General features: G+C 69.1%; 12 protein-coding genes and 3 pseudogenes. 6 read left to right on the top strand and 9 right to left on the bottom strand.

Annotated elements, in window-relative coordinates; translation table 11 throughout:
* Positions 1–203: 203 nt before the first annotated feature.
* From AB0I41_RS32140 to AB0I41_RS32115, 6 genes are read right to left on the bottom strand one after another with little or no spacing between them, the layout of a single operon-like run.
* Positions 204–953, bottom strand: coding sequence for an SIS domain-containing protein (locus tag AB0I41_RS32140; RefSeq protein WP_357114541.1), 750 nt, complete (start codon positions 951–953; stop codon positions 204–206).
* Positions 946–2,172 carry a hypothetical protein gene (locus tag AB0I41_RS32135; RefSeq protein WP_357114539.1) on the bottom strand — a complete coding sequence of 409 codons (1,227 nt, stop codon included), beginning with the start codon at positions 2,170–2,172 and terminating at the stop codon, positions 946–948. The genes AB0I41_RS32140 and AB0I41_RS32135 overlap by 8 nt, the downstream gene beginning before the upstream one ends.
* Before the next feature lie 14 nt (positions 2,173–2,186).
* The gene (locus tag AB0I41_RS32130; RefSeq protein ID WP_357114537.1) at positions 2,187–3,122 is read right to left on the bottom strand and encodes a BadF/BadG/BcrA/BcrD ATPase family protein; all 936 of its coding nucleotides are present in this window, start codon (positions 3,120–3,122) and stop codon (positions 2,187–2,189) included.
* The gene (locus tag AB0I41_RS32125) at positions 3,119–4,018 is read right to left on the bottom strand and encodes a carbohydrate ABC transporter permease (protein ID WP_357114535.1); all 900 of its coding nucleotides are present in this window, start codon (positions 4,016–4,018) and stop codon (positions 3,119–3,121) included. The genes AB0I41_RS32130 and AB0I41_RS32125 overlap by 4 nt, the downstream gene beginning before the upstream one ends.
* Positions 4,019–4,897: a sugar ABC transporter permease gene (locus AB0I41_RS32120; RefSeq protein WP_357114533.1), complete on the bottom strand. Its 879-nt coding sequence runs from the start codon at positions 4,895–4,897 to the stop codon at positions 4,019–4,021.
* A gap of 50 nt (positions 4,898–4,947) precedes the next feature.
* A complete protein-coding gene (locus AB0I41_RS32115) occupies positions 4,948–6,216 on the bottom strand; it encodes an extracellular solute-binding protein (protein ID WP_357114531.1) in 1,269 nt (422 codons plus the stop codon).
* A gap of 159 nt (positions 6,217–6,375) precedes the next feature.
* Here AB0I41_RS32115 and AB0I41_RS32110 point away from each other — a divergent pair, with 159 nt between their 5' ends.
* The gene (locus AB0I41_RS32110) at positions 6,376–7,149 is read left to right on the top strand and encodes a GntR family transcriptional regulator (RefSeq protein WP_357114529.1); all 774 of its coding nucleotides are present in this window, start codon (positions 6,376–6,378) and stop codon (positions 7,147–7,149) included.
* Between the two features lie 19 nt (positions 7,150–7,168).
* Here AB0I41_RS32110 and AB0I41_RS32105 read toward each other — a convergent pair whose 3' ends face one another.
* Positions 7,169–10,492 carry a beta-N-acetylglucosaminidase domain-containing protein gene (locus AB0I41_RS32105; RefSeq protein ID WP_357114527.1) on the bottom strand — a complete coding sequence of 1,108 codons (3,324 nt, stop codon included), beginning with the start codon at positions 10,490–10,492 and terminating at the stop codon, positions 7,169–7,171.
* A gap of 690 nt (positions 10,493–11,182) precedes the next feature.
* Between AB0I41_RS32105 and AB0I41_RS32100 the strand changes: the two genes are divergently transcribed.
* Both AB0I41_RS32100 and AB0I41_RS32095 read left to right on the top strand, forming a co-directional pair.
* The gene (locus AB0I41_RS32100; RefSeq protein ID WP_357114525.1) at positions 11,183–11,458 is read left to right on the top strand and encodes a hypothetical protein; all 276 of its coding nucleotides are present in this window, start codon (positions 11,183–11,185) and stop codon (positions 11,456–11,458) included.
* Between the two features lie 4 nt (positions 11,459–11,462).
* A complete protein-coding gene (locus tag AB0I41_RS32095; protein WP_357114523.1) occupies positions 11,463–12,290 on the top strand; it encodes a family 43 glycosylhydrolase in 828 nt (275 codons plus the stop codon).
* A gap of 411 nt (positions 12,291–12,701) precedes the next feature.
* On the opposite strand, the gene AB0I41_RS32090 is transcribed toward AB0I41_RS32095, so the two are convergent.
* Entirely contained in the window at positions 12,702–17,000 is a 4,299-nt protein-coding gene (locus AB0I41_RS32090; RefSeq protein WP_357114521.1) for a LamG-like jellyroll fold domain-containing protein, read from the bottom strand.
* 485 nt (positions 17,001–17,485) lie between these two features.
* On the opposite strand from AB0I41_RS32090, the pseudogene AB0I41_RS32085 reads away from it, so the two are divergent.
* Positions 17,486–17,936, top strand: a pseudogene (locus AB0I41_RS32085) (transposase); the annotation flags it as partial.
* 16 nt (positions 17,937–17,952) lie between these two features.
* Here AB0I41_RS32085 and AB0I41_RS32080 read toward each other — a convergent pair.
* Positions 17,953–18,450, bottom strand: a pseudogene (locus AB0I41_RS32080) (IS701 family transposase); the annotation flags it as partial.
* Positions 18,451–19,026: 576 nt separating this feature from the next.
* On the opposite strand from AB0I41_RS32080, the pseudogene AB0I41_RS32075 reads away from it, so the two are divergent.
* A pseudogene (locus AB0I41_RS32075) lies at positions 19,027–19,362 on the top strand (tyrosine-type recombinase/integrase); the annotation flags it as partial.
* Between the two features lie 319 nt (positions 19,363–19,681).
* Positions 19,682–19,885: hypothetical protein (locus AB0I41_RS32070; protein ID WP_357114543.1), on the top strand; the 204-nt coding region annotated here is incomplete at its 3' end.

The raw sequence follows: 19,885 nt of genomic DNA, 5'->3' as shown, positions 1-19,885 counted from the left end.
GTCCACACCGCGACCACCCCGAACGCCAAGACACCGACCGCAACGAAGACGAAGTCCGTCAATCCCCGGCCACGCCGCACGGGTTAAAGATCAAGTTAGCGGCTTGGCCACTTTGGTGTTCTCTGGGAGCTCACGTCGACTCGGTCATCCTGACCGGGTATCACCTTCTCCCCCGACGCCTGAAAGCCTTTGTCCGTCGCGGATCAGGGTTCGACCGGGCGGACCTGATCGCGGTACCGCTCATAGAGGACGCGATTGTGTACGTCGCCCTGAGCGAGATTCGCGGATACGTGGACGGGCGGGTCGATGCCGCGGCCCAGCATCTGGCGGCAGACCAGTTCGGTGAGTAGCTGCGCGATGAGGACTCCGGTGAACGACGAAACCGCCCCTATCCGAACTCCTGGGGTGATCTCCAGTGCCGCATCGCCGGCCGGCGCGTGATTGTCGATCACCACATCCGCCAAGTCAGCGAGATGGGGTCCCTGGGTCGAACGGGCGCCGGCCGAGCGGGTGTGTGCCAGTGAGGTGACCGCCACGATCGGGTGCGCGCGCTCGTGGGCCAGCGCCGCCATCTCGATGACGGCGGCGTTGATGCCGGAGTTGGAGACGATCAGGAAGGCATCGTGCTCGGAGGGTGCGGCGAGGTGGTAGATCCGCTCGGCGAGGCCAGACTCGCGCTCGTACGTCGGGTCGAGGATCGGCCCCGGGTCGGCGCCGCCGAACATCACGAGATCCTTGACCGCCAGCATGCTGACGGCGGCGAGCCCGCCGGCACGCCCCGCGAGTTCGAGGGTGACGATCCGCGAGTGGCCGGTCCCGAACGCCTGTAGGACACCGCCGGCGGCGATGGCGTCGGCGACGAGCCCGGCCGCTGCCTCGATGGCGTCGAGCTGTGCTGACAGGACCTGTTCGAGTGCGGTCCGGGCGATATTGGCGTAGGCAGGTTCAGGCACTGATCCTCCTGGAATGTTCACGATCGCGGGCGGCCTCTACGGCGGCCTTTACGGCGGCCTCGACGACGATCTCGCCGCTGCCCGAGGTGACCGGACTGGCATAGGTTTCGTAGCAGGGTTGCGTGTCACGGGTGGGTAGGTAGCCGAGGTAGCCGTTCGCATAGCCGAGGACCATGATGTCCCCTACCTGGTCTGGCGCTGCGGAACGGATCGTTTCGCCCAGCTCCAGGAATAGTTCGCCGGGAACGGCCACGATGGTGACCCCGTCGAGGTCCACCGCCTCCACGTCGATCACGTACGGTTCCGTGCGCCGGCGGGCGGCCTGTTCCTCCGCGATCCGCAGTCCCTGTTGCAGAACCCAGCGGATGCGTTCGTTTCCGACGCCGGGCTGCGGAGTCTGACGCACGGCGGCGTCGAGCTCCGCTGGCTGTTTCGGCGCAAGCGTCACTGTTCGCGAGACCGGCGGGCGTACGGGCGTCGGGGTACCCCTGCCGACCCGCGACGACACCGGTTCGACCCGGTCGGCCAGCCAGGCACCGAGCCGATTCACCTCGTCAAGCCCCCGCCCCTGACGGGTGTGCCGGGTACTGATGTTGCCGGCCGCACCGGTGGCGGCGACCACCCACCTGTCCGGTGTGGACAGCGCCCGGCGGATGCCGCCGTTGAGGTCCGCGCTCACATGGTTGTTGTCGGCGGGGAGGATGGTCGGGTGGACCGGTGAGACCACGACAAGCCCCACCACGTCGCTACCTGCGGTGACCACGATGGTGTCGACGGGAATGTCCAGGGGACCCGGGTCGGCGATGTTGCGGTGACCCGCCAGCTTGGGGACCAGCGTGCGGGCGGAGCCGACTCTGGCGGCACGCTCGGACGCCATGGCGGACCGCGCGGCCACGAGCGATGCGGCTTCGAGTCGGTCGGCGACGTGCCGTGGCGTGGCCTCGCCGCCGGGGCTGCAGCCCGCCTCGGGGCTCGCGTGGGTGTGGGTGGCGGCGACCCAGCAGGACTGCACGCAGATGTCTCGCATGGCGGTCCGGATCCGGTCGACGACGTCAACGTTGACGCAGATCAGGTCCGCGACCACCAGCGCGAACCGGTGGCCCTCGTCGGCGAAGGTCACGACATGGACCTCCAGCGGGTCGAGCACGTTCTGAACGCCGTCGGAGCGGTCGGCGTACCCACCCATGGCTTCTCCGGGCACGACCTCGAGACGTGCCACCCCGTGTCCGACCCTCATGCGTCGCCACCGGATTCCTGGGACGCCAGCAGGCGTGCGTAGGGGGCGGCACCGCTCAGGAGCGCCGGTCCGCCGTCGAGCGGCTCCGCTCTGGGCGTGACCAGGGGCAGCCCTCTGGCCTTGAGTTCGGCCGACAGCGCCTGGTGGAGAGCGTTTTCCGGGGTCAGCAGCCGTCCGCTGAAGGACACGCGTCGTGCTGCCCCGCTGAGACCGAGCCGGCCGGTTGCCGCCTGCGCCGCGTCGGCGAGATCAGTCGCGGCCTCGGCGCAGATCCGGCCCGCCACCGGGTCGGCCTGGGCGGCCGCGTCGAGCACCTCGCGGGCGAAGGCAGCCGTACGCGAGATCATGACCGGGTCCCGGTAGTACCGCTGAAGCGAGGCCAGGTCGACGCCGCCGAGCGCCGCGACGAGGCGGTCGACCAGCACGGTTGCCGGCCCGACCTGGTCGTAGGACGCGGTCGCGGCACGCATTCCGGCCAGTCCGATGGCGTATGCGCTGCCGCGGTCACCGAGGTGGGGACCCCAGCCGTCGAGCCGGGCATGGTCGCCGTCGGCGCCCACCGCGAGCACGGTCGTCCCGGTCCCGACACAGAGCAGGACGCCGGGACCGCCGAGAGCGCCGGCGTGTGCGAGGAGGCTGTCCTCCACGACCACGGCCGGGCCGCCGAGCTGCCGCTCGAGGGCCACGGCGAGACGCCGCCGCTCAGCGTGTTCCCCCGGTACGCCAGTGAGGCCGGCTACCACGCCCGCCACCTGTGCCGGAAGGGAGATCGTCGCCGCGGCGCCACGAACCGCGGCCAGGATCCGGTCGACACCGTCCTCGTGGGAACGGTAGGAGAAGCCCGGGCCGACGCCGAGCTGGCGGCCCGCCGGGGTACGTAGCAGCAGCCGAAGCTCCGACTTTCCGCCGTCGATGGTGATCGTCGTGGTCAACGCGACATCCCTGCCGTCAGGCCCGCGACGATCTGCTTGGTCGCGAGTGCGAACACCACGGCCAGCGGCACGAGGGCGATCACGAGTCCGGCGAACAGGGTGCCGCGGTCGGCGGCGAACTCGCCGAAGAACCGGGTCAGCCCGACCGGGATCGTGTACTTGTCCCCGCTGCGGAGCAGCACCAGCGGATAGAAGAAGTCGTTCCAGGTCGGCGCGAACTGGAAGACCGTGGCCACCGCGAGCGCCGGCCGCATCAGGGGCAGGACGACCGACACGAACAGTCGGCCCTCGTTCGCCCCGTCGATCCGGGCGGCCTCCTCCAGTTCCCCGGGCAGCCCCCGCATGAAGCCCATGATCACGAAGACCGAGAACGGGATTCCGCTCGCCGCGTAGAGCAGCACCAACCCGATCCGGCTGTCGATCAGACCCATCGACTGGAACATGTAGAACACCGGCAGCAGGCCGAGCTTCGCGGGAATCATCAACCCGGACAGGAAGAACGCCGCCAGCAGGGCCCGACCCCGGAACTTCCACCTGGACAGGGCGTAGGCGGCCATCGCCGACACGCTGACGCACAGTGCCACCGAGGCGCAGGTGACGGTCAGGGAGTTGATGAAGTACATCGAGATCGACGCGGTCTGCCACGCGCGGGTGTAGTTGGTCAGGTCGAACGAGCTGGGCAGCCCGACCGGTGTCCGGAGGATCTCCGCATTGGGCCGCAGCGATCCGATCAGCACCAGCAGCAGCGGGCCGAAGGCGATCGCGGCGTAGGCCCACAGGAGGAGCTGGCTGCCGGCGGTGCGGAGCAGCGACTGCTGGCGCGTGCCGCGCGGGGGTGGGATATCGTCGGCCCTGGGCTCCGATGCGGTGCGGGGGGCGGTGCGCAGGGTGCTCATCTAGTGGACCTCCCGGCGGCGCAGCGCCCGCTCCAAGGCGAGGGAGACCCCGAAGATGAGCACGAAGATCAGCATGGCCAACGCCGATGACTCTCCGATCGCGTTGCTGCCGCCTCGGAAGGCGGTCCGGTAGTAGAGCAGGCCCAGCACGTCCATGGCACCGCCGGGGCCGCCGTCGGAACCGCCCAGTGCGTAGACGAGGTCGAAGATGTTGAAGCATCCGATGAACGTCAGCACGGTGATCACGCCCACCGCCGGAATCAGGAGCGGGAACCGGATGCTCCAGAAGGCCCGGGCCGCTGACGCGCCGTCCATCGCGGCCGCCTCCTCCAGCTCCTGAGGGATACCGGCCAAGGCGGCGCCGAAGATGAGCATCGGTCCGCCGATCCACTGCCAGGCGTTGACCAGGATCAGCACCGGCAGCGCGAGGTCCGGCTCGCCGAGCCACGGCCGGGCCCACGCGTCCAGGCCGACCGCTCCGAGCGCGAAGTTGATCGGGCCGAAGGTGGGGCTCAGCAGAAGCGACCAGATGTACCCGACGATCAGCGGGCTGATCAGGTAGGGCAGCGAGAAGAGCGTCTGGAACAGCCGCTTGCCCCAGGGGTTGCGGTGCAGGAGCACCGCCAGGCCGAGCCCGATGGTGTTCTGGATCGCCATGGTGCCGACGAAGAAGAGCACGTTGTGTCCGAGCGCAGCGGGGATCTCGTCGCGCAGCGGGTAGCGGGTGAAGATCTCCCGGTAGTTGCCGATCCCGACGAACTCCCCTTGGCGGGTGCCGTCCCAGTGGAACAGCCCGTAGTAGAAGGCGGTGACGAGCGGTACCACGAGGAAGAGGCCGTAGAGCGCGAACGCCGGCAGGCAGAAGGTCGTGATCCACACTGCCGAGACCCGTCCTGCCCGGCGGCGTGACCGCCGGGCAGGACGGACCGTCAGTTCTTGGGCCGGAACCACTGATCGACCCCTCGTTGGATGTGTGCGGCCGCGTCAGCGGCGTTGCTTCGGTCGAGGACGTAGTCGGAGAACGCCTCGGAGGCGAGGTCCCAGGCGGTGGGTGTGCCGCCGGAGAAGTACGCGTAGGTGACGTACGGGCTCGGGTTCGCCTGGTATCCCTTGAGCGCCTCGGCCAGGAGTTCGTCCTGCGGCTCGACGCCCGGTACCGGGGAGATCTGCTGGAGCTCGGTGGACAGCGCCTTGCCGAACTCCTCGGTCGCCATCCACCGCACGAGGTCCAGCGCTGCGTCCCGGTGACGGGACTTCGCCGAGACGCCGAACGACCCGTCGACGTAGCCGGGCACCAGTGTCTTGTCGACCGCCGCGCCAGGTGCGGGCGGCACGTTGAAAATGCCCAGGTCCAGCTGCGGGTTGGCCTTCTTGAACCCGGCGATCTCCCACACGCCACCGGGGAACGCGGCGGCCCGGCCGGAGGTGAACAGTGCCTGCGCGTCGGCGTAGCTCACCCCGGACGCCTGCGCCGGCCAGTACTTCTGGGTGCTCTTCCAGGTCTCGAGGGACTTCTCCCAGGGCGCGTCGGTGAACTTCGCCGAGCCGTTGAGCATCTTGGTAAGGTAGTCGGGGCCGCCGTACGTGGTGGCTCCGAAGATCTCCTGCTCGATCGGCAGCATCCACTTGTCGGTGACGGTGTTCGCCAGCGGGGTGACGCCGGCCTTGCTGAGCTTGTCGAAGCCCGCGATCATGTCCGCCCAGGTGGTGGGGGCGGCGATGCCGTTGTGGGCGAAGATCTTCTTGTTGTAGATGACGTGCAACGTCTGGATCGCGAACGGAACGCCGTAGACGCGCCCGTCCTTCTCGCCCTTCGCGCCGTCGAGGATCGGCTTCGGGAAGCCGCTCAGCTTGTCGACCTGGTCGTCGAGGGGCAACAGGCTGCCAGAGCCGACCAGCGGCTGGAGCAGCCCGTAGGAGCGCAGCTGCGCGACGTCGGGGCCGTTGGCATCGGTGAGCCCGGTCTTGAGGATTGTGTCGTACTCGGTGTTCTTGTAGGGGACGTACTCCACGGTCACGCCCGGGTGGGCCTTCTCGTAGATCTGGAAGATCTTCTTGTACGCCGCGACGTCCTCCTGGCGCCAGCCCCAGACCTTCAGGTTGACGGCATCGCTGCCGCTCCCACTGCCTGGTGCACACGCAGTAAGGGTGAAGGCGAGCAGCGCTGCCGCCCCCAACACACCGCGTCTTCTGGGCATCGCATCTCCGATCGTCGTGGCCGCCACCCGCTGGACGTGGCGGACTAGCAGAGGTTAATACTGGTATAGACCGGAGGTCAATGGCTGCGCTGACCTCACCAGCCGTCCGGGCGTTTGCCCGTACGATGGCTTCAATTGCGTGGGAAGGGGAGCTGGTCCGTGCCAAGGACGCGACACGAGCCGAGCGACGGGGCGCTCGAGTCTTTGCCGGCGGAGCACAGCGGTGGCAAGGGCGAGCACATCAGGGGCGTCCTCACCGCCATGGTCCTGAACTCGCGGGACGGGGCGCTGCTGCCCTCGGAGCGGGTCCTCGCCGAACGGTTCGGAGTCGCCCGGATGACCGTCCGGGGCTCCATCGACGCGCTGGAGTCGAAGGGAATGGTCCGGCGGGTGCCCGGACGTGGGACCTTCGTGCAGCATCCCACACTGACCCACTCGGAGATCTTCCGCTCGTTCAGCGAGGACATGCGGATGCGCGGCATGACACCGGGTGCCAAGTCGTACCGCGCCCGCACCCGCCCAGCCACCCGCCTGGTCGCCGCCAGCCTCGACATCGCCCCGGGCGACCCGACCCACTACATCGAGCGGATCCGTACCGCGGACGGCATCCCGATGGCGCTGGAGCGGACGAACCTCGCTGCGGCGCGGTTCCCCAGCCTGCTGAAGGTGATGGAGCGCGACGACTCGCTGTACGAGGTGCTGGGCCGCGTCTTCGGGGTACGGCTCGAGTCGGCGCGGCAGACCGTCACCATCGCCCGGCTGACCGACACCGAGGCGGAACGGCTCGAAGTCGCCGAGGACAACCCGGCGTTCCTGATCGAGCGCATCTCGGTCGACAACATGGGAAAGGTCGTGGAGTACGGCCGGTCGCTCTACCGCGGCGACCGCTACGCCATCCAGATGCACGTCAGCCCCCCGTCCCAGGGCGGCTGACGCGCATCCGGAGCGCCGGTCAGCCGAGACCGGTGAGGTAGTGCGCCTGAAGTTCGGCCGCGGTCAGCACGCGATCGTAGATCGCCGCCTCGTCGAGGTCACCCTGCAGCCGCTGGTACGTGTCGTCCCCGCGGCCACCGAGCTTGACGCTCGCCGTACCGCTGCCGGGCGACACCGACGTTGCGACGCTGTTGTCCGCGACGCCGTCGAGGTACACGGTCAGTCGTGACCCGTCGAAGACGGCGGCGACATGGTGCCACTGGTTCGGCGTCAGCGGGGTACGGCCGGTCACCAGACCGTACCCCTTCCCGGCAGCGCCGAGCGACCACGCCTGCAGGACGCCGTCGGTCACCCTCAGCGCGTACCCGTTGATCGCCGGCCCGGTGTAACTCTCGATGACCGCCTGCCCCGGCGCCGGGGCGAGCGTGTCGAGCTTCACCCAGGCCTCGAGGGTGAAAGAGCCCTGGAGGTCGGTTCGCGGGCTTCGCGGCGCGTCGATGTACCCGGCGGAGAGGTCCGCCGCCTGGTCACCAGCGACCGCACCCTCGACGCCGGGGTGGGCGCCGGCCATGTAGGCCCCGTTCTGCCCGCTGGCAGAGCTGTCCACGGCGGTGCTGGAGTCGACCGTGTCGCCGAGCCGCCAGTAGCCGGCCGGGTCCGCTCCGGTCACGAGATTCGGGTAGCTCTGCTCCCCGACCAGGATCGGCAGCGACACGTTCACCGGCACCGCGCCGTCCTCGTGGAAGACCACCGTGACCTGGTAGCGCCCCGGCTGCGCGCCGGCCGGGACGCTCACCTCCACCGGCACGCTCGCGGCGATGGTCCGCCCACCCGGCTGGGCACGGAACACCTGCGTCGCAGGGCCGATGGTCCAGCCATCCGGGCCCGTGGCGGTCACCTGGCCACTGAACTGGTGGTCCGCGAACACCTCGAAGGCGACCTGGAACCGCTTCGTCTTGCCAGGCGCGATGAGCGACCCCGGCGGATCGACCGAGACGGTACCGCTGAACACGTCGGAGTAGTGCGGGACGATCTCGTAGATGCGCGGGGCCGCGCTGCCCGACGCCCACCGGATCCGTACCGCGCTGGCCGCCAGGTCCGCCGCCGGCACCTTGGTGAACCCGTCAGCGAGCGGTCCGAGATCCACCCAGGCGCCATCGACGAACGCCTGGATCACGCCGTCTGCGGGAGCGATCGCGTCCTGCACCACGGTCACCGCCGACAACCGGTGCGGCTTGATGATCGGAACCGTGATCGCATCGCCGTCCTGCGGCTTGCCGGCCGCGATGTAGGCCGTGTCGTCGCGCCGGTCGGTCAGGTTGCCCAGCGCGGACCCCTGGCCGGCAGCCGGTAGGCCGGTGGGAGCCCCGAGGTCGCCGTACCAGCGGTCACCGATGTAGCCGTCGCTCTGGCCTGCCGCGAAGCTGAGCAGGTCGTCGATCGGGCCGGGACTGATCCGGTACCACATCCGGTCGAGGATGCCGCGGGTACGCGCTTGCTCCCGCCGGGCCAGCCAGGCGGCTTCGCCGTGCCCCCGGTCCTGCGCCCGGAGGATGCCCAGGGCCGCCCGACCCGCCTGGCCGGTCGTTCCGACGCGGTCCAGCCAGGGCCCGATCTGCTTGAGCAGCGCGGGGCTGTCGAGCTGCGCCCGGAGTGTGGCGGGGAGTTCCGCCAGCCGGCGCATCTCACCGTCGAGCTGATCGAGTTCGTCGCCCACGGGCCGGCCCGCCGAGTAGTCGGCGATGAGCCGGTTGATGAGCACGGCGACCTCCGGCCGTGCGGTGTTGTCGAGGACGCTGGACCGGTTGTTCTCCGCGAAGAGCCGCAGCTCCTCATACGCGTCGCCGCCGACGATCTGGAGCGTGCGCGTCCATGATCGCTGCGGGTCGTAGGCCCCAGGGTTCCAGGCGTAGTCGGCCTGCGTACCGAGGGGGATGTGCGAGGCCTCCTGGTTCTGGACGAGTTCGTTGAACGAGATGCCGATGACGTCGCCTGCCATGCCGGCGTCACGGTGCACCAGTGGGCCCAGCAGCAGGCGGTTGGGGCTGTAGTCGTTGACCGGGTAGTTGTCCCAGAGCATGATCCGGTGCCGTGGCCAGGCGTCCCGAGCGGCCCGGAGGTTGTCCCGGGTGATGCTCGGCGAGACCACCTCCGGCCCGGTCCAGTAGAGGTCGACGTCGGTGCTCAACAACTCGTCGAACCGGTTTTTGTACGGCGTACGGGTCATGCCCCAGTACTCGGTCGGCACGGCCACCAGGCGAGTGGCGTCGAGGTGCTTCTCGATGAACTCGTGCTGGACCAGGTTGGTGACCCCAGCCTGGGCAACCGCAAGCGGCGACGGATCACCCTGGTAGGCGTCCCGGTCCTCCTGGCACGCAAAGTTGCCGGACACGTCGTCCCAGGCGATGACGTAACTGCGAACCCCGATCTCCCACAACTGCGCCAGGCGTGCCAGCAGCTTGGCCCGATCGGCGTCGCGCACGTGGCAGATCCCCCGGCCGGGCGCCAGGGGCGCCTCCGGCGAGATCCGGTACACAAAGTCGACATGACGGGACGTCGCCAGGTCGACAATTTCCTTCAGCCGGCCCAGTTCCGCCTCGTCGTACAGAGAATCCCAGTGCGATCCGGTACGCAGGTCGTCCGCCGGTCCGTAGAAGAACTGGTTCATCTTGTGCCGGGCCAGGAACTCGATCTGCGAGCGCCGGTCCTCCTGTGACCACACCGGTCCGTAGAACGACTCCATGCCCCCACGGATCCGGTAACCCGGCCAGTCACGCACCGCCACACCGTCGACGGCGACCCGGGAGCCTTCCGACACGAGCTGCTGGCGAAGTGACTGAACGGCGTAGAAGGTGCCGGCACCGTCCACGCCGGAGAGGATGATCCGCGGTCGGCCGATCCGGTCGGGCCCGGCCGCCAGTACATACCCCTCATCGGGCAGCCCCGTTGGTCCCTCGACCCCGAAAGCACTCAGCGCTTCTGTGGCCGCCGGCGTCTCGCCCGGCCCACCAAGGAAGATCACCGGTCTCGTTGTCGACGGATCCACGCCTGCGACCACCCTGGCGGTAATCCCGCGCGCGCCGAGCACGTCCACCAGCGATTTCCGGGCCGCCGGATCGACGGCCGCACCCGCGACGACGTCCACGCTGCCGGACAGGACGACAGATCCCGGACGCGGCTCGACCCGCTGTGGTGTCGGAAGGATACTCGCCGCACCCACCCGGTCAGGACGCTCGGGCGCCCCCCGGGCCGGCGGAGGGCTCACGAGGGCGATGGCGAGCGCGACCGATCCGGCCAGTACGCCGGTGCGGTGAAGGCCACGAAACGAGCGCAACAGAAACATCGAACCTCAACTCATGTGATGTGGGCCAGCCGTGGTTGTCGGTAGGTGTCCCGGCATGGCGCGCGGTGAGCAGACCGCCGCAACGACTGATCGACACGGAGTCCGGCGGTCTGGTCAGGTCGGAGGGCGAGGCCGGCCGTCGGGGGCGGGGTCGATGCTCGCACGAAATTGCCTCCCTGAGGATCGATTGCGGCCCTCTGGTCTATACCGGTAATGAGGATCCATGTCACACCTGACCACGTCAACCCCCTGCCCGCGAACGGCAGGTGCGGGCGGCCTGCCACGGCCTGAGCGTCCACAGCCGCCCGCAGGAGACAGAGGCAACTGTGTTGCGCGCGGGCCACCGCCAGGAGCTGAGGCTCGACGACCCTCCTGTGCGGCTCGGGCAACTCGAAGGCCTGGCGTCGCCGCCGGGCGTACTCTGGCGCCCCCGCAAGATCCCGCTCCGTAGGCAGCACTCGCACACCCGCGCGGATCGGCCGGCATGCGGGCAGTTTGGCTTGGCCGGTCCGTCCGGCGACGGCGGACGCGAGGAGTTGGTCGACTTGCTGGAGGGCAGCCGGTGGCGGGCAGGAGCCCGAGTCACTGAGTGTAGCGAGCCATTGACAACGCTCAAACCGACCTTCACGAGACTGGCCTAGTCCGGTATGTGGTCGTGCCCCCAGAAGCAACGGCCGAAGGGAGATCCGCATGCGTATCCCGCCCACCCGCCGCAGCCAGGCCCGCGCAGTCTGGCTCGCAGTGCTGGCCGTCCTCGCTCTCGTCGTTCCGGCCGCGCCGGTCGTGGCAGGCCCGAGCGCCGCCACCGGCGTAGCCGAAGGCCCCAAGGAGCTCATCGCGCAGGGGTTCGCGGACCCGGACGTGGTCCGCATCGGCCAGACGTGGTACGCCTACGCCACCAACGACTTCAGGCACCTCCCAGTTGCCAGCGCCCACCATCGACGGGCCCTGGCAGGTCCTCGGTGACGCGATGCCGGGCGGACCCGGCAGGGCCGTCGCAGGCAGGACCTGGGCTCCCGATGTTCAACCCAACCCTGACGGCAGTCTGACGCTCACCTACACGGCCCAGGACGCCGCCTCCGGTCGTCAGTGCATCGGCGTGGCGTTCGCGAATTCGCCGATCGGAGGGTTCGTGCCCTATGGGTCGAGGCCGCTCATCTGCCCCCTCAACCAGGGCGGCGCGATCGACGCGAACACCTTCGTCGCGCGGGACGGAACGCGCTACCTCTCCTGGAAGAACGACGGCAACGCAATCAACCAGCCGTCCACGCTCTGGGTCAGCCAGGTCACCAACAACGGCACCACCCTGGTCGGTCCGACGACCGCGATGCTGACCGTTCCAGCAGGTCAGATCATCGAGGCCGGGACCTGGTCCAGCGTGACGACAAGATGGTGCTGTTCTACTCCGGTGGTCCTTCGCCAGTTGCGGCTACTACACGTCGTACGCCACGGCGCCGGCGGTCACCGGCCCCTGGACGCCGACGCCGAATGCTTTCATGACCCAGGCCAACACGGGACTCTGCGGCCCAGGTGGCGCGGACGTCGGGACCACATGTACTCGATCAACCTCAGCTGGGTCAACGGCCTGCCGGTTCAGGGCGGCAGCCGGAAGGCCTCGCTCGACGGCGACGGCCTCGCCGAGATCGCGCTGATTCAGACCGACGGCCAGGTCAAGGCCTGGCACAACGACCTCGGCTTCGCCGCCTCGCCGTACGGCTACGCCGTCATCGTCGCGACCGGGTTCACCGATCCCGCGAGGGTGCGGTTCATAGACCCGGCCCGCACGATCTTCATCTGATCCGGTTAGCTGGCGCTGACGTGATCGGGACCCGCCGTGTCATCTGCGGCGGGTCCCGATCACGTGCATCAGGATCTCGTAACGGTCGCCGCGGTACAGAAGGAATCCCTGGCCGGGGCGCGGCGCACACCGCTGCGGGTCACCACTACGGGTCAGGGTGCCGTACCCCTCGGCGAGCGCGGGATCCGGCAGGTCCGCCAACGCGGCGGGCCCGGCGGTGGTGTCGCCCTCGGTGGCAACCGGTCACCGGACAACGACGAGATCAGCAGTCATGGCAGAGCGGGCATGACCAGACCGGTCATGCCCGCCACTACCGTCAGCAAGGATACGTGTGCACCACCCCATCAAGCCGTGCACTGCGCGACTTTGTCGGAGCCCTGGCCCGACACCGAAGCCCAGTGACGTTGGTTATCAACCCGTGGTACCGACCGAGTAGTGTTGCGCGATCTGCTCGGCGGTGAGGGCATGGTCGTAGACGGCAACCTCGTCGAGCAGCCCGGCGAGCCGGGTACCGGCGTCGTCGCCGCGGGCCCCGAGTTTGAGGCTTCCGGCTCCATCGGTCGGGCTCACCTTCGTGGCGGCCGAGCTGTCGAGCCGTCCGTCGAGGTAGACCGAGATGGTCGACCCGTCGTAGACCGCGGCCAGGTGATGCCACTCGTCCGGCGAGACCACCGTCTGCCCTTCGACCGACGCCAACTGCCCGGCTCCAGCCAACGTGAGGGCGCTGATCCTGCCGCCGGGCAGGACGCGCAACAGGTAGCCGTTGTAGGCGGGTGCGTCGTACTTCTCGACCACGCTGTACTGCCCGCAGACGTCATTGACCTTCACCCATGCCTCGAGGGTGAACGAGCCGCTGACGCTCAACGAGGCCGAATCCGGTACGGCGATGTAGCCACCGGTCAGCTCGGCGGCGGTATCCGGATCGCCCGTCAGCGCGCCTGGGCGGCCCAGTGTCACCGCGTCTGTGTAGGTACCGCGGTTGCCGGTGCCGGAGGAGTCCTCGGCGCTCGTGCCGGATCGCTCACCCAGCCGCCAATAGCCGACCGGCTTGTCGGCCACCACCTGCGCCGCATAGGCGGGCTCGCTGGTGACCGCCAGCTGCTGAGTCGCCGCCGGCTGCGCGGGCGCCGAGCTCGCTGGAGCCGCCGACGCGCTGCTCTGCACCGGACCGGGCTGCTGCGCGCTGGGCGGCTGTCCGGGGTTGCCGAGCACGCCCTTGACGTAGTGGGAGTCGATCTGGGCCGGGGTCAGGGCCTTGTTGTAGATCGCGACCTCGTCCAGGCCGCCGACGAAGCGGTCCGCCGCGTCGTCTCCACGCGCGCCCAGCTTGAGGCTGCCCACGCCGTTGGTCGGCGCCTTGGCCATCGGGGTGAACGTCTGCAACTGCCCGTCGAGGTAGGTCCGCAGCGTCGTCCCGTCATACGCCGCCGCCACGTGATGCCATTGCACCTGCTCGACACTGCGGGGGCTGGTCGCGCCGAGCTGCGCCTGGTCGGCGATCGTGAGCGCCTGCAGCTTGTTGCCGTTGACCAGGCGCAAGGCGTAGCCGTTGCGCGACGGCAGGCAGTCGCCGCCGTCGTACTTCTCGACGATGCCCTGCGGGCCGCCCGCCGCGTCCTTGACCCAGGCCTCCAGCGTGTAGGCGCCGGTAATGCTGAGCGAGGCGCTGTCCGGAATCTCGGCGTAGCCGTCGTCCAGCCGGACCGCGGTGTCGGCGGAGTCGGCGATCGCCCCTGGCTGGGACCGGCCGACGCGGCCACGGTAGGCACCGTTGTTTCCGTTGCCGGAGGCATCGGCCACCGGCTGGCCCGCGGCGTCGTCGAGGGGCCAGTAGCCCACCGGCGCGTCCCGCTTCACCAGCGCGGCGTAGTCCGCCGCGTCCGGCCGGGCGACCCGGACCGAAAGCGAGGTGGTCCGCGCCGTACCGCCGGACGGTCGGGTGACCACGTCGATCCGGTAGTTCCCGGGCGCCGCGTCAGCGGGGACCTGAACCGAGGTCGCGAGGTCGGACCAGGTCAGCTTTTGGTTGCTGCTCACGCTGAACGGCAGCTTCGAGTCGCGGACCGTCCACCCGGCCGGAACGCCGACCTCGACGGTGCCGCTGACCGTGCCCTGCCCGAGCGCCTCGACCTCGAGGTCCAGCGCAGACGTCTCACCGGGCTCCAGCAACGGACGCGGGGTCGCCATCTTCGTGGCCTCCGCGCTCGGCGCGTCGCCCACCTTCGTCGTCTTGTACGTCGCCCGGACCGTGACCGCCGTCGTCGGCCGGCCGAGGTCGACCAGCTCACGCGCGACGTCGTACGTCACTGCGCGGCCGTCGACGGTAACCCCGGTCAGCTGGTGACCGCGCGGCGCGCGCAGATGCAGCACCACGTCCGTCAGCGGTGCCCGTCCGGCAACCGCCTGCGGTGGGTCGACTCGCACGGTCAGCCGACCGTTCGCCAGCTCCGAGGTGGAGGCGAAGCCGACGTTGCCGAAGGAGGTCGGCAGGTCAGAGACCTCGATCCGCTCCCCGTCGGCGAGCCACGGCCGCGGCGTGGCCGGTGCCAGGTGCAGCCGGGTCGGCACGCCGTTGGCGTCCAGGTCCTCGCTGACCAGCAGACCGCGCATCGCCTCCAGGTAGGTGGCGTTGTTCGGCGACAACGGCGGCCAGTACTGCGACCGGTAGTACTCACCGAACTGCGGGCACGGCGAGATCGTGGCGCCCTCGCCGCCGACGAAGGTGTTCGGCGTGAGGTCGTGCGCGAGCATCCCGTAGAAGCTCAGGTCGAGGCGATCGGACTCGGCATTGTCGGCCAGGAATCGCATCAGCGAGTAGCCGTACTGCTGGTCGATGCCGCTGGACTTGTACCCGGGCACCGCCGGCCACTGGTTGGGCCGGAGGTTCTGGCAGACACCGGGATCGGCGCTCGACAGGTTGAACCTGGTGAGGCCGAGGAACAGCGACCCGTGCTTGTAGAGGTAGTCCCGCAGCCCGGTCGCCGTCGCACTGCCCGGCTCGAACAGCCCGGTCGCGAGTGCGTACGGCATGATCAGGTTCCAGTAGCTGCCGAGGAAGTCGGTGGTGACCTTGTCGTACGGCTTCGACGACGCGGGGTCCAGCAGGGCGATCGGCACGAACATCGAGCCGTCCGGCAACGCCGTCTTCGACTTCTCCACCGCCCTCAGCAGCGACGAGCGCAGGCCGGCCGCCTCGTCGAGGAACGGCTTCGCCACGTCGTCACGGCCCATCAGCCGCAACGCGACACCGAGGTCGCGCAGCCCGCGCCAGACCTCGGACTGGTGGTGCAGGCCATAGACCGGCTCCGGGATGTCGGAGGCGTAGCGAGTCTTGGCCAGCAGACCGTTCGGGTCCGCGACGCGTTGCCGCTTGAAGTCGGCGAGCCAGTCGCGGAACGTCGGCAGGTTCTCCTGCAGCAACGACGCGTCGTTGGTCTGCAGGTAGTACGTCGCCACCGTCTGCAGCTTGATCCCGCGCTCCCAGGACACGAAGAAGCTGCCCTGGCCGCGGCGCAGCATCTCGGTGAGGTTCGCGCGCGCCTTGTCCTGGTAGCCGAAGTCGCCGAGCGAGGTGACCGTCGCCGCGATCTCCGGCACCCAGGCGAAGGACTTGTCCAGCGACTCGTAGCCGTTCCCGACGGTCAGGTTGAAGCCCATCACCAGGTTGTTCAGCAGGGTGCTGCGCATGGCGTCCGCGGCGTACTTCTCCGGAATCTTGACCTTGGCGCCAGCGTTGAGCTGCGCCGTCCAGTAGTCGCTGGTGCGGGACTTCGCGGAGTCGTACAGCTCTGCGGACGGGCGTACGGCGGCGAGCTCGGCCGGCTCGTTCGGCACGACCAGGTAAAACTCGGCCTTTCCGCGGCTCAGGTCAGGCGCGAAGGTCAGGTCGGGCACGGACCAGGTCGCCGCGCCGCTGTACGCGACCACGGTCTTCCCACCGAGGGTCAGCAGCCCGGGCTTGGCGACGACATCCGCCGCCTTGTCACGGCTCAGGTTGAGCCGGAGCCGCGGGTGCGCGTTCGCCGGCCCGTTAACGACGAACCGCAGCATGCTGACTGCCGGGCCGCCCGGGGTGAGCGCGGTGACGAACGACTCGCGCTCGTAGCGGACCCCGGCGGTGTCACGGTAGGAGTTGGCGAGGATCGGCAGATATCCGCCGGTCAGGCGGGGCTCGTCCGACCTGGCCTCGGCCTGGCCGTAGCGCTCGGCCCCGTTCGCACCGACGAAGAAGCGGACGCGCTGGGTCGCCCGCGAGTCCGACCATTGCGACATCAGCTCGCTACCGTCTGCGACGTGCAGCGAGAAGTCTCGCTCCTCGGCCCATCGGGTGGGGTCCGGCGCCGGATAGGTGAAGGGCAGGTAGTACCAGGGCGAGGCGGCATCCGTCGTACCGGCGTGGTTGGCCGGCACCAGCAGCGGCTTGACGTTGTCCAGCGTCGGACCGTCCGGCAGGCCGAGCAACTTCTCGCCCCACTGGTCGGAACCCTGGTCCAGCGCGTGGTTCACTCGATCGGCGTAGCCATCGGGCAAGGTCAGGTCATCGCGGGAGCCGCGCTGGTCGCTAGCCGTCGTTTCGCTGGCCGTCTGCCCGCCGACTGCCTGGATGCCGGCCGCCTGGACGTCCTCGGATACCTGCACCAGCAGGCCGGTCGTCAGCGTCACCACCGTTAGCAGCGACAGCGCCGCTCTCAATCTCGATCTCGTGCCCATTTGATCCACCTTCGTGTGGAGTACCGCACAGAATACTGGACTAGGCCAGCAACTTTGGGGCATCGTCTTCGCCGGTGTCAATACTTCGGCTGGCCGCCCTCTGCGAGGGTGCGTCGCGATTGCTCGGCGACACGCCCCGCGTGGTCCGTGGGATTCGCCCTGCCCGGAGGCCTCGGACCGTGGGACTGTGCTCTCACCGGCAGCTCGCCACCACTGGCCCCCGGGCAGCGTCGGCAGCACGCCCTCGGTCTCACCTGGCGTCTCCCTTGATCGGGCGATCAGCCGTCAGTCGTACCGTCCCGACGAGCGGAACGGCGACGGCTGAACCGCTCCGGGTTTGGTAGCCGGGACTGGGACGAACGGTGTAACTCCTGATCAAGGAGCAGCACCTGATGTCCAAAGAATCGATAAACCGCCGTGGATTCTGCCGCGGTGGCGAAAAACGGGCCGGGGGGGGGCGACCGGCGGAGGGGTTCGACGCGGAGCTGGTCGCCCAGCTGGTGGAGCAGGCCAGGGCGGCCGGGTTGCAGCTGACCGGCGATGGCGGACTGCTGCAACAGCTCACCAAGCGGGTCCTGAAGTCAGCGCTGGACGGTGAGATCACCGACCACCTGGGTATGACAAGGGCGACCCGGCGGGTAAGAACGGCGGGAACTCCCGCAACGGTGTTCGGACCAAGACGGTGTTGACCGACGTCGGCCCGGTCAAGGTCGACGTGCCCCGGGACCGGGACGGCTCGTTCACTCCGCAAATCGTGAGAAGCGGCAGCGCAGGTTGTCCGGGGTGGACGACATGGTGACCTCCCTGTCGGCCAAAGGCTTGACCACAGGGGAGATCCAGGCGGACCTGGCCGAGGTCTACGGCGCCGACATCTCCCGGCAGACGATCTCCACGATCACGGACAAGGTCGTCGAGGGCATGACCGAATGGCAGAACCGGTGGTGACCTGGTCGAGCCAGGCCCAGTCGTAGAACCGCGGTCCCTTGGATCCGGCGCCGGCTGAACGGCGTTGCCACGCCGAGTCGGGTAGTCCGGCGGCGACCTGGTCGGCGCGGACCCTGACTTTGCCGCCATCGAGGGGTACCAGGTAACTGCGCGACACCGCCAAGACGTAGCCGAGCCGGTGTTGGCGCAGGTGGGCGCGGAAGGCACTGCTGTTGCCGTATGCCTCGTCCGCGGCGGCCCACCCCGCCGGCGCGCCCGCCCGGGCAGCGGCGGTGATCATGTCGGCGGCCAACTCGGATCGGGTAGCGAATCCGATCTCGTCCGGCACGCCGGTGGCCCGGCACCGATCCCGGTCATCAGTCCACGACGCCGGCAGATACACGCGTCGGTCGATCAGGGTGTGCCCGTCCCGGCCGGCGTAGGCCAGGAACACCCCGACCTGGCTGCTTTCGATCCGCCCGGCCGTGCCCGTGTACTGCCGCTGCACCCCGACCGAATGCACGCCTTATGACGAGCCGGCGGTTATGCCGGGTTGTGCTTGATAGGTCCCGGTCAGTGAGCTGATCCGTGGTGGGTTGTGCGGCATTGCGCAGCGGCTGTCCGCCGTGGCTGGCGGTTTCTCGTGTCTGGTCGAGGGGCCCATCGACAAACAGGAGAAGATCATGGACTCGGATGATGTTGCGCGATGTCGCCGACGGATCGTGGTGGACGGCCCGCTCGCGCCGTTCGCCGACGGGCTACGCGAGGACTTGGCCAGCCAAGGGGTTCGCCACAGACACGATCGTCGACGATGTGCACCGGCTGGCGCATCTGAGCCGGTGGCTGGTCGACCGTGAGCTGGTCACGGGCGAGTTGACCAGCGCGGTCGTGCAGGACTTTCTGCGGGTGCGTCCGGCGTCCGGGCCGGGGCGAGTGAGCGGGCGTTGGCCCAGCTGCTGGGGTATCTGCGCCGGTTGGGAGTAGTCCCGCCGCCTGCCGTGATGGTCGCGGTGACGCCGGTGGATGTGCTGTTGAGTGAGTACCGCCGGTACTTGGAAGACGAACGCGGGCTGGCCGCGGGCACGGTGAAGCACTACCTGCGATGCGCCCGGACGTTCCTGACCTGGCTGCCTGGGCCACTGGAGGGTGCGCTGCCGGGGCTGTCGACCGGACAGGTCATCGACTTCGTGCGAGATTGGAGCGCGCGTTCCTGCTGGTGCTGCTGGATCAGACCGGGTTGCGGCTGGGGGAAGCTCTTGGTCTGCGGCACGCGGATCTGCGGCTGCGTGCCGGGGAGGTCGCGGTGGTACCCCGCGGCGACAACGTCAACGAGGCGCGGGTGAAAGGGTTGAAGGCTCGGGTGGTGCCGGCACCTGCGGTGGTGTTCGACGCGTACGCGGATTACATGGAGGTCGAGTACGGGGCGTTGGACTGCGATTTCGTGTTCGTGTGCGGTTTCGTTCCACCGCTGGTGATGGGCTGGGTGTACGGGTCGCAGGGCTCGTACGCCATCGGCCTGATGCTGCTCTCCGATGTCGCGCTGGCCGCCGCGGTATTCACCGCGGCGGCCTCGCCAGGCGCATCGCCTGACCGTCGGACGAACACCTCGTCGCTGGCATGGCTGCATGCGTGTCTGTCGCCTTGGCATCCCGCTGCCAAGGCGACAGACACGCAAGGCCGGTCTAGTGCCTTGACCACAAACGTTCACGGTCTTGCTCGGCCCACGGCACCGAGCGTTGCCGGTACGCTGAACCACCATGATCGACCCGCGGCCGACACCACAGCCCCTCCCTGCCGAGCGTGTGCTGGAGCTTGCCGCGCCGATGCTTGCCGAGGTGGGTGGCGAGTGGCGGCTGACCGACGGGCCGATGCTGCGGTCGGGGTCGTTGGGCGTTCGGGTTCTTCCGGCGGACAGCGACGATTACCGTCACCTGGACCTGGAGATCCTGCTGAATGTGGAC

Origin of the sequence: Micromonospora sp. NPDC050200 (assembly GCF_040656135.1) — a bacterium.
GTDB lineage: Bacteria > Actinomycetota > Actinomycetes > Mycobacteriales > Micromonosporaceae > Micromonospora.
The sequence above is the reverse complement of the archived record's forward strand: the minus strand, read 5'-3'. Positions and strand labels throughout refer to the sequence as shown.

Coding starts and splice junctions, on each gene's coding strand:
- AB0I41_RS32125 (WP_357114535.1), bottom strand. CDS start 4,018: ATGAGCACCCTGCGCACCGCCCCCCGCACCGCATCGGAGCCCAGGGCC.
- AB0I41_RS32095 (WP_357114523.1), top strand. CDS start 11,463: ATGCCGGGCGGACCCGGCAGGGCCGTCGCAGGCAGGACCTGGGCTCCC.
- AB0I41_RS32105 (WP_357114527.1), bottom strand. CDS start 10,492: ATGTTTCTGTTGCGCTCGTTTCGTGGCCTTCACCGCACCGGCGTACTG.
- AB0I41_RS32115 (WP_357114531.1), bottom strand. CDS start 6,216: ATGCCCAGAAGACGCGGTGTGTTGGGGGCGGCAGCGCTGCTCGCCTTC.
- AB0I41_RS32090 (WP_357114521.1), bottom strand. CDS start 17,000: ATGGGCACGAGATCGAGATTGAGAGCGGCGCTGTCGCTGCTAACGGTG.
- AB0I41_RS32100 (WP_357114525.1), top strand. CDS start 11,183: ATGCGTATCCCGCCCACCCGCCGCAGCCAGGCCCGCGCAGTCTGGCTC.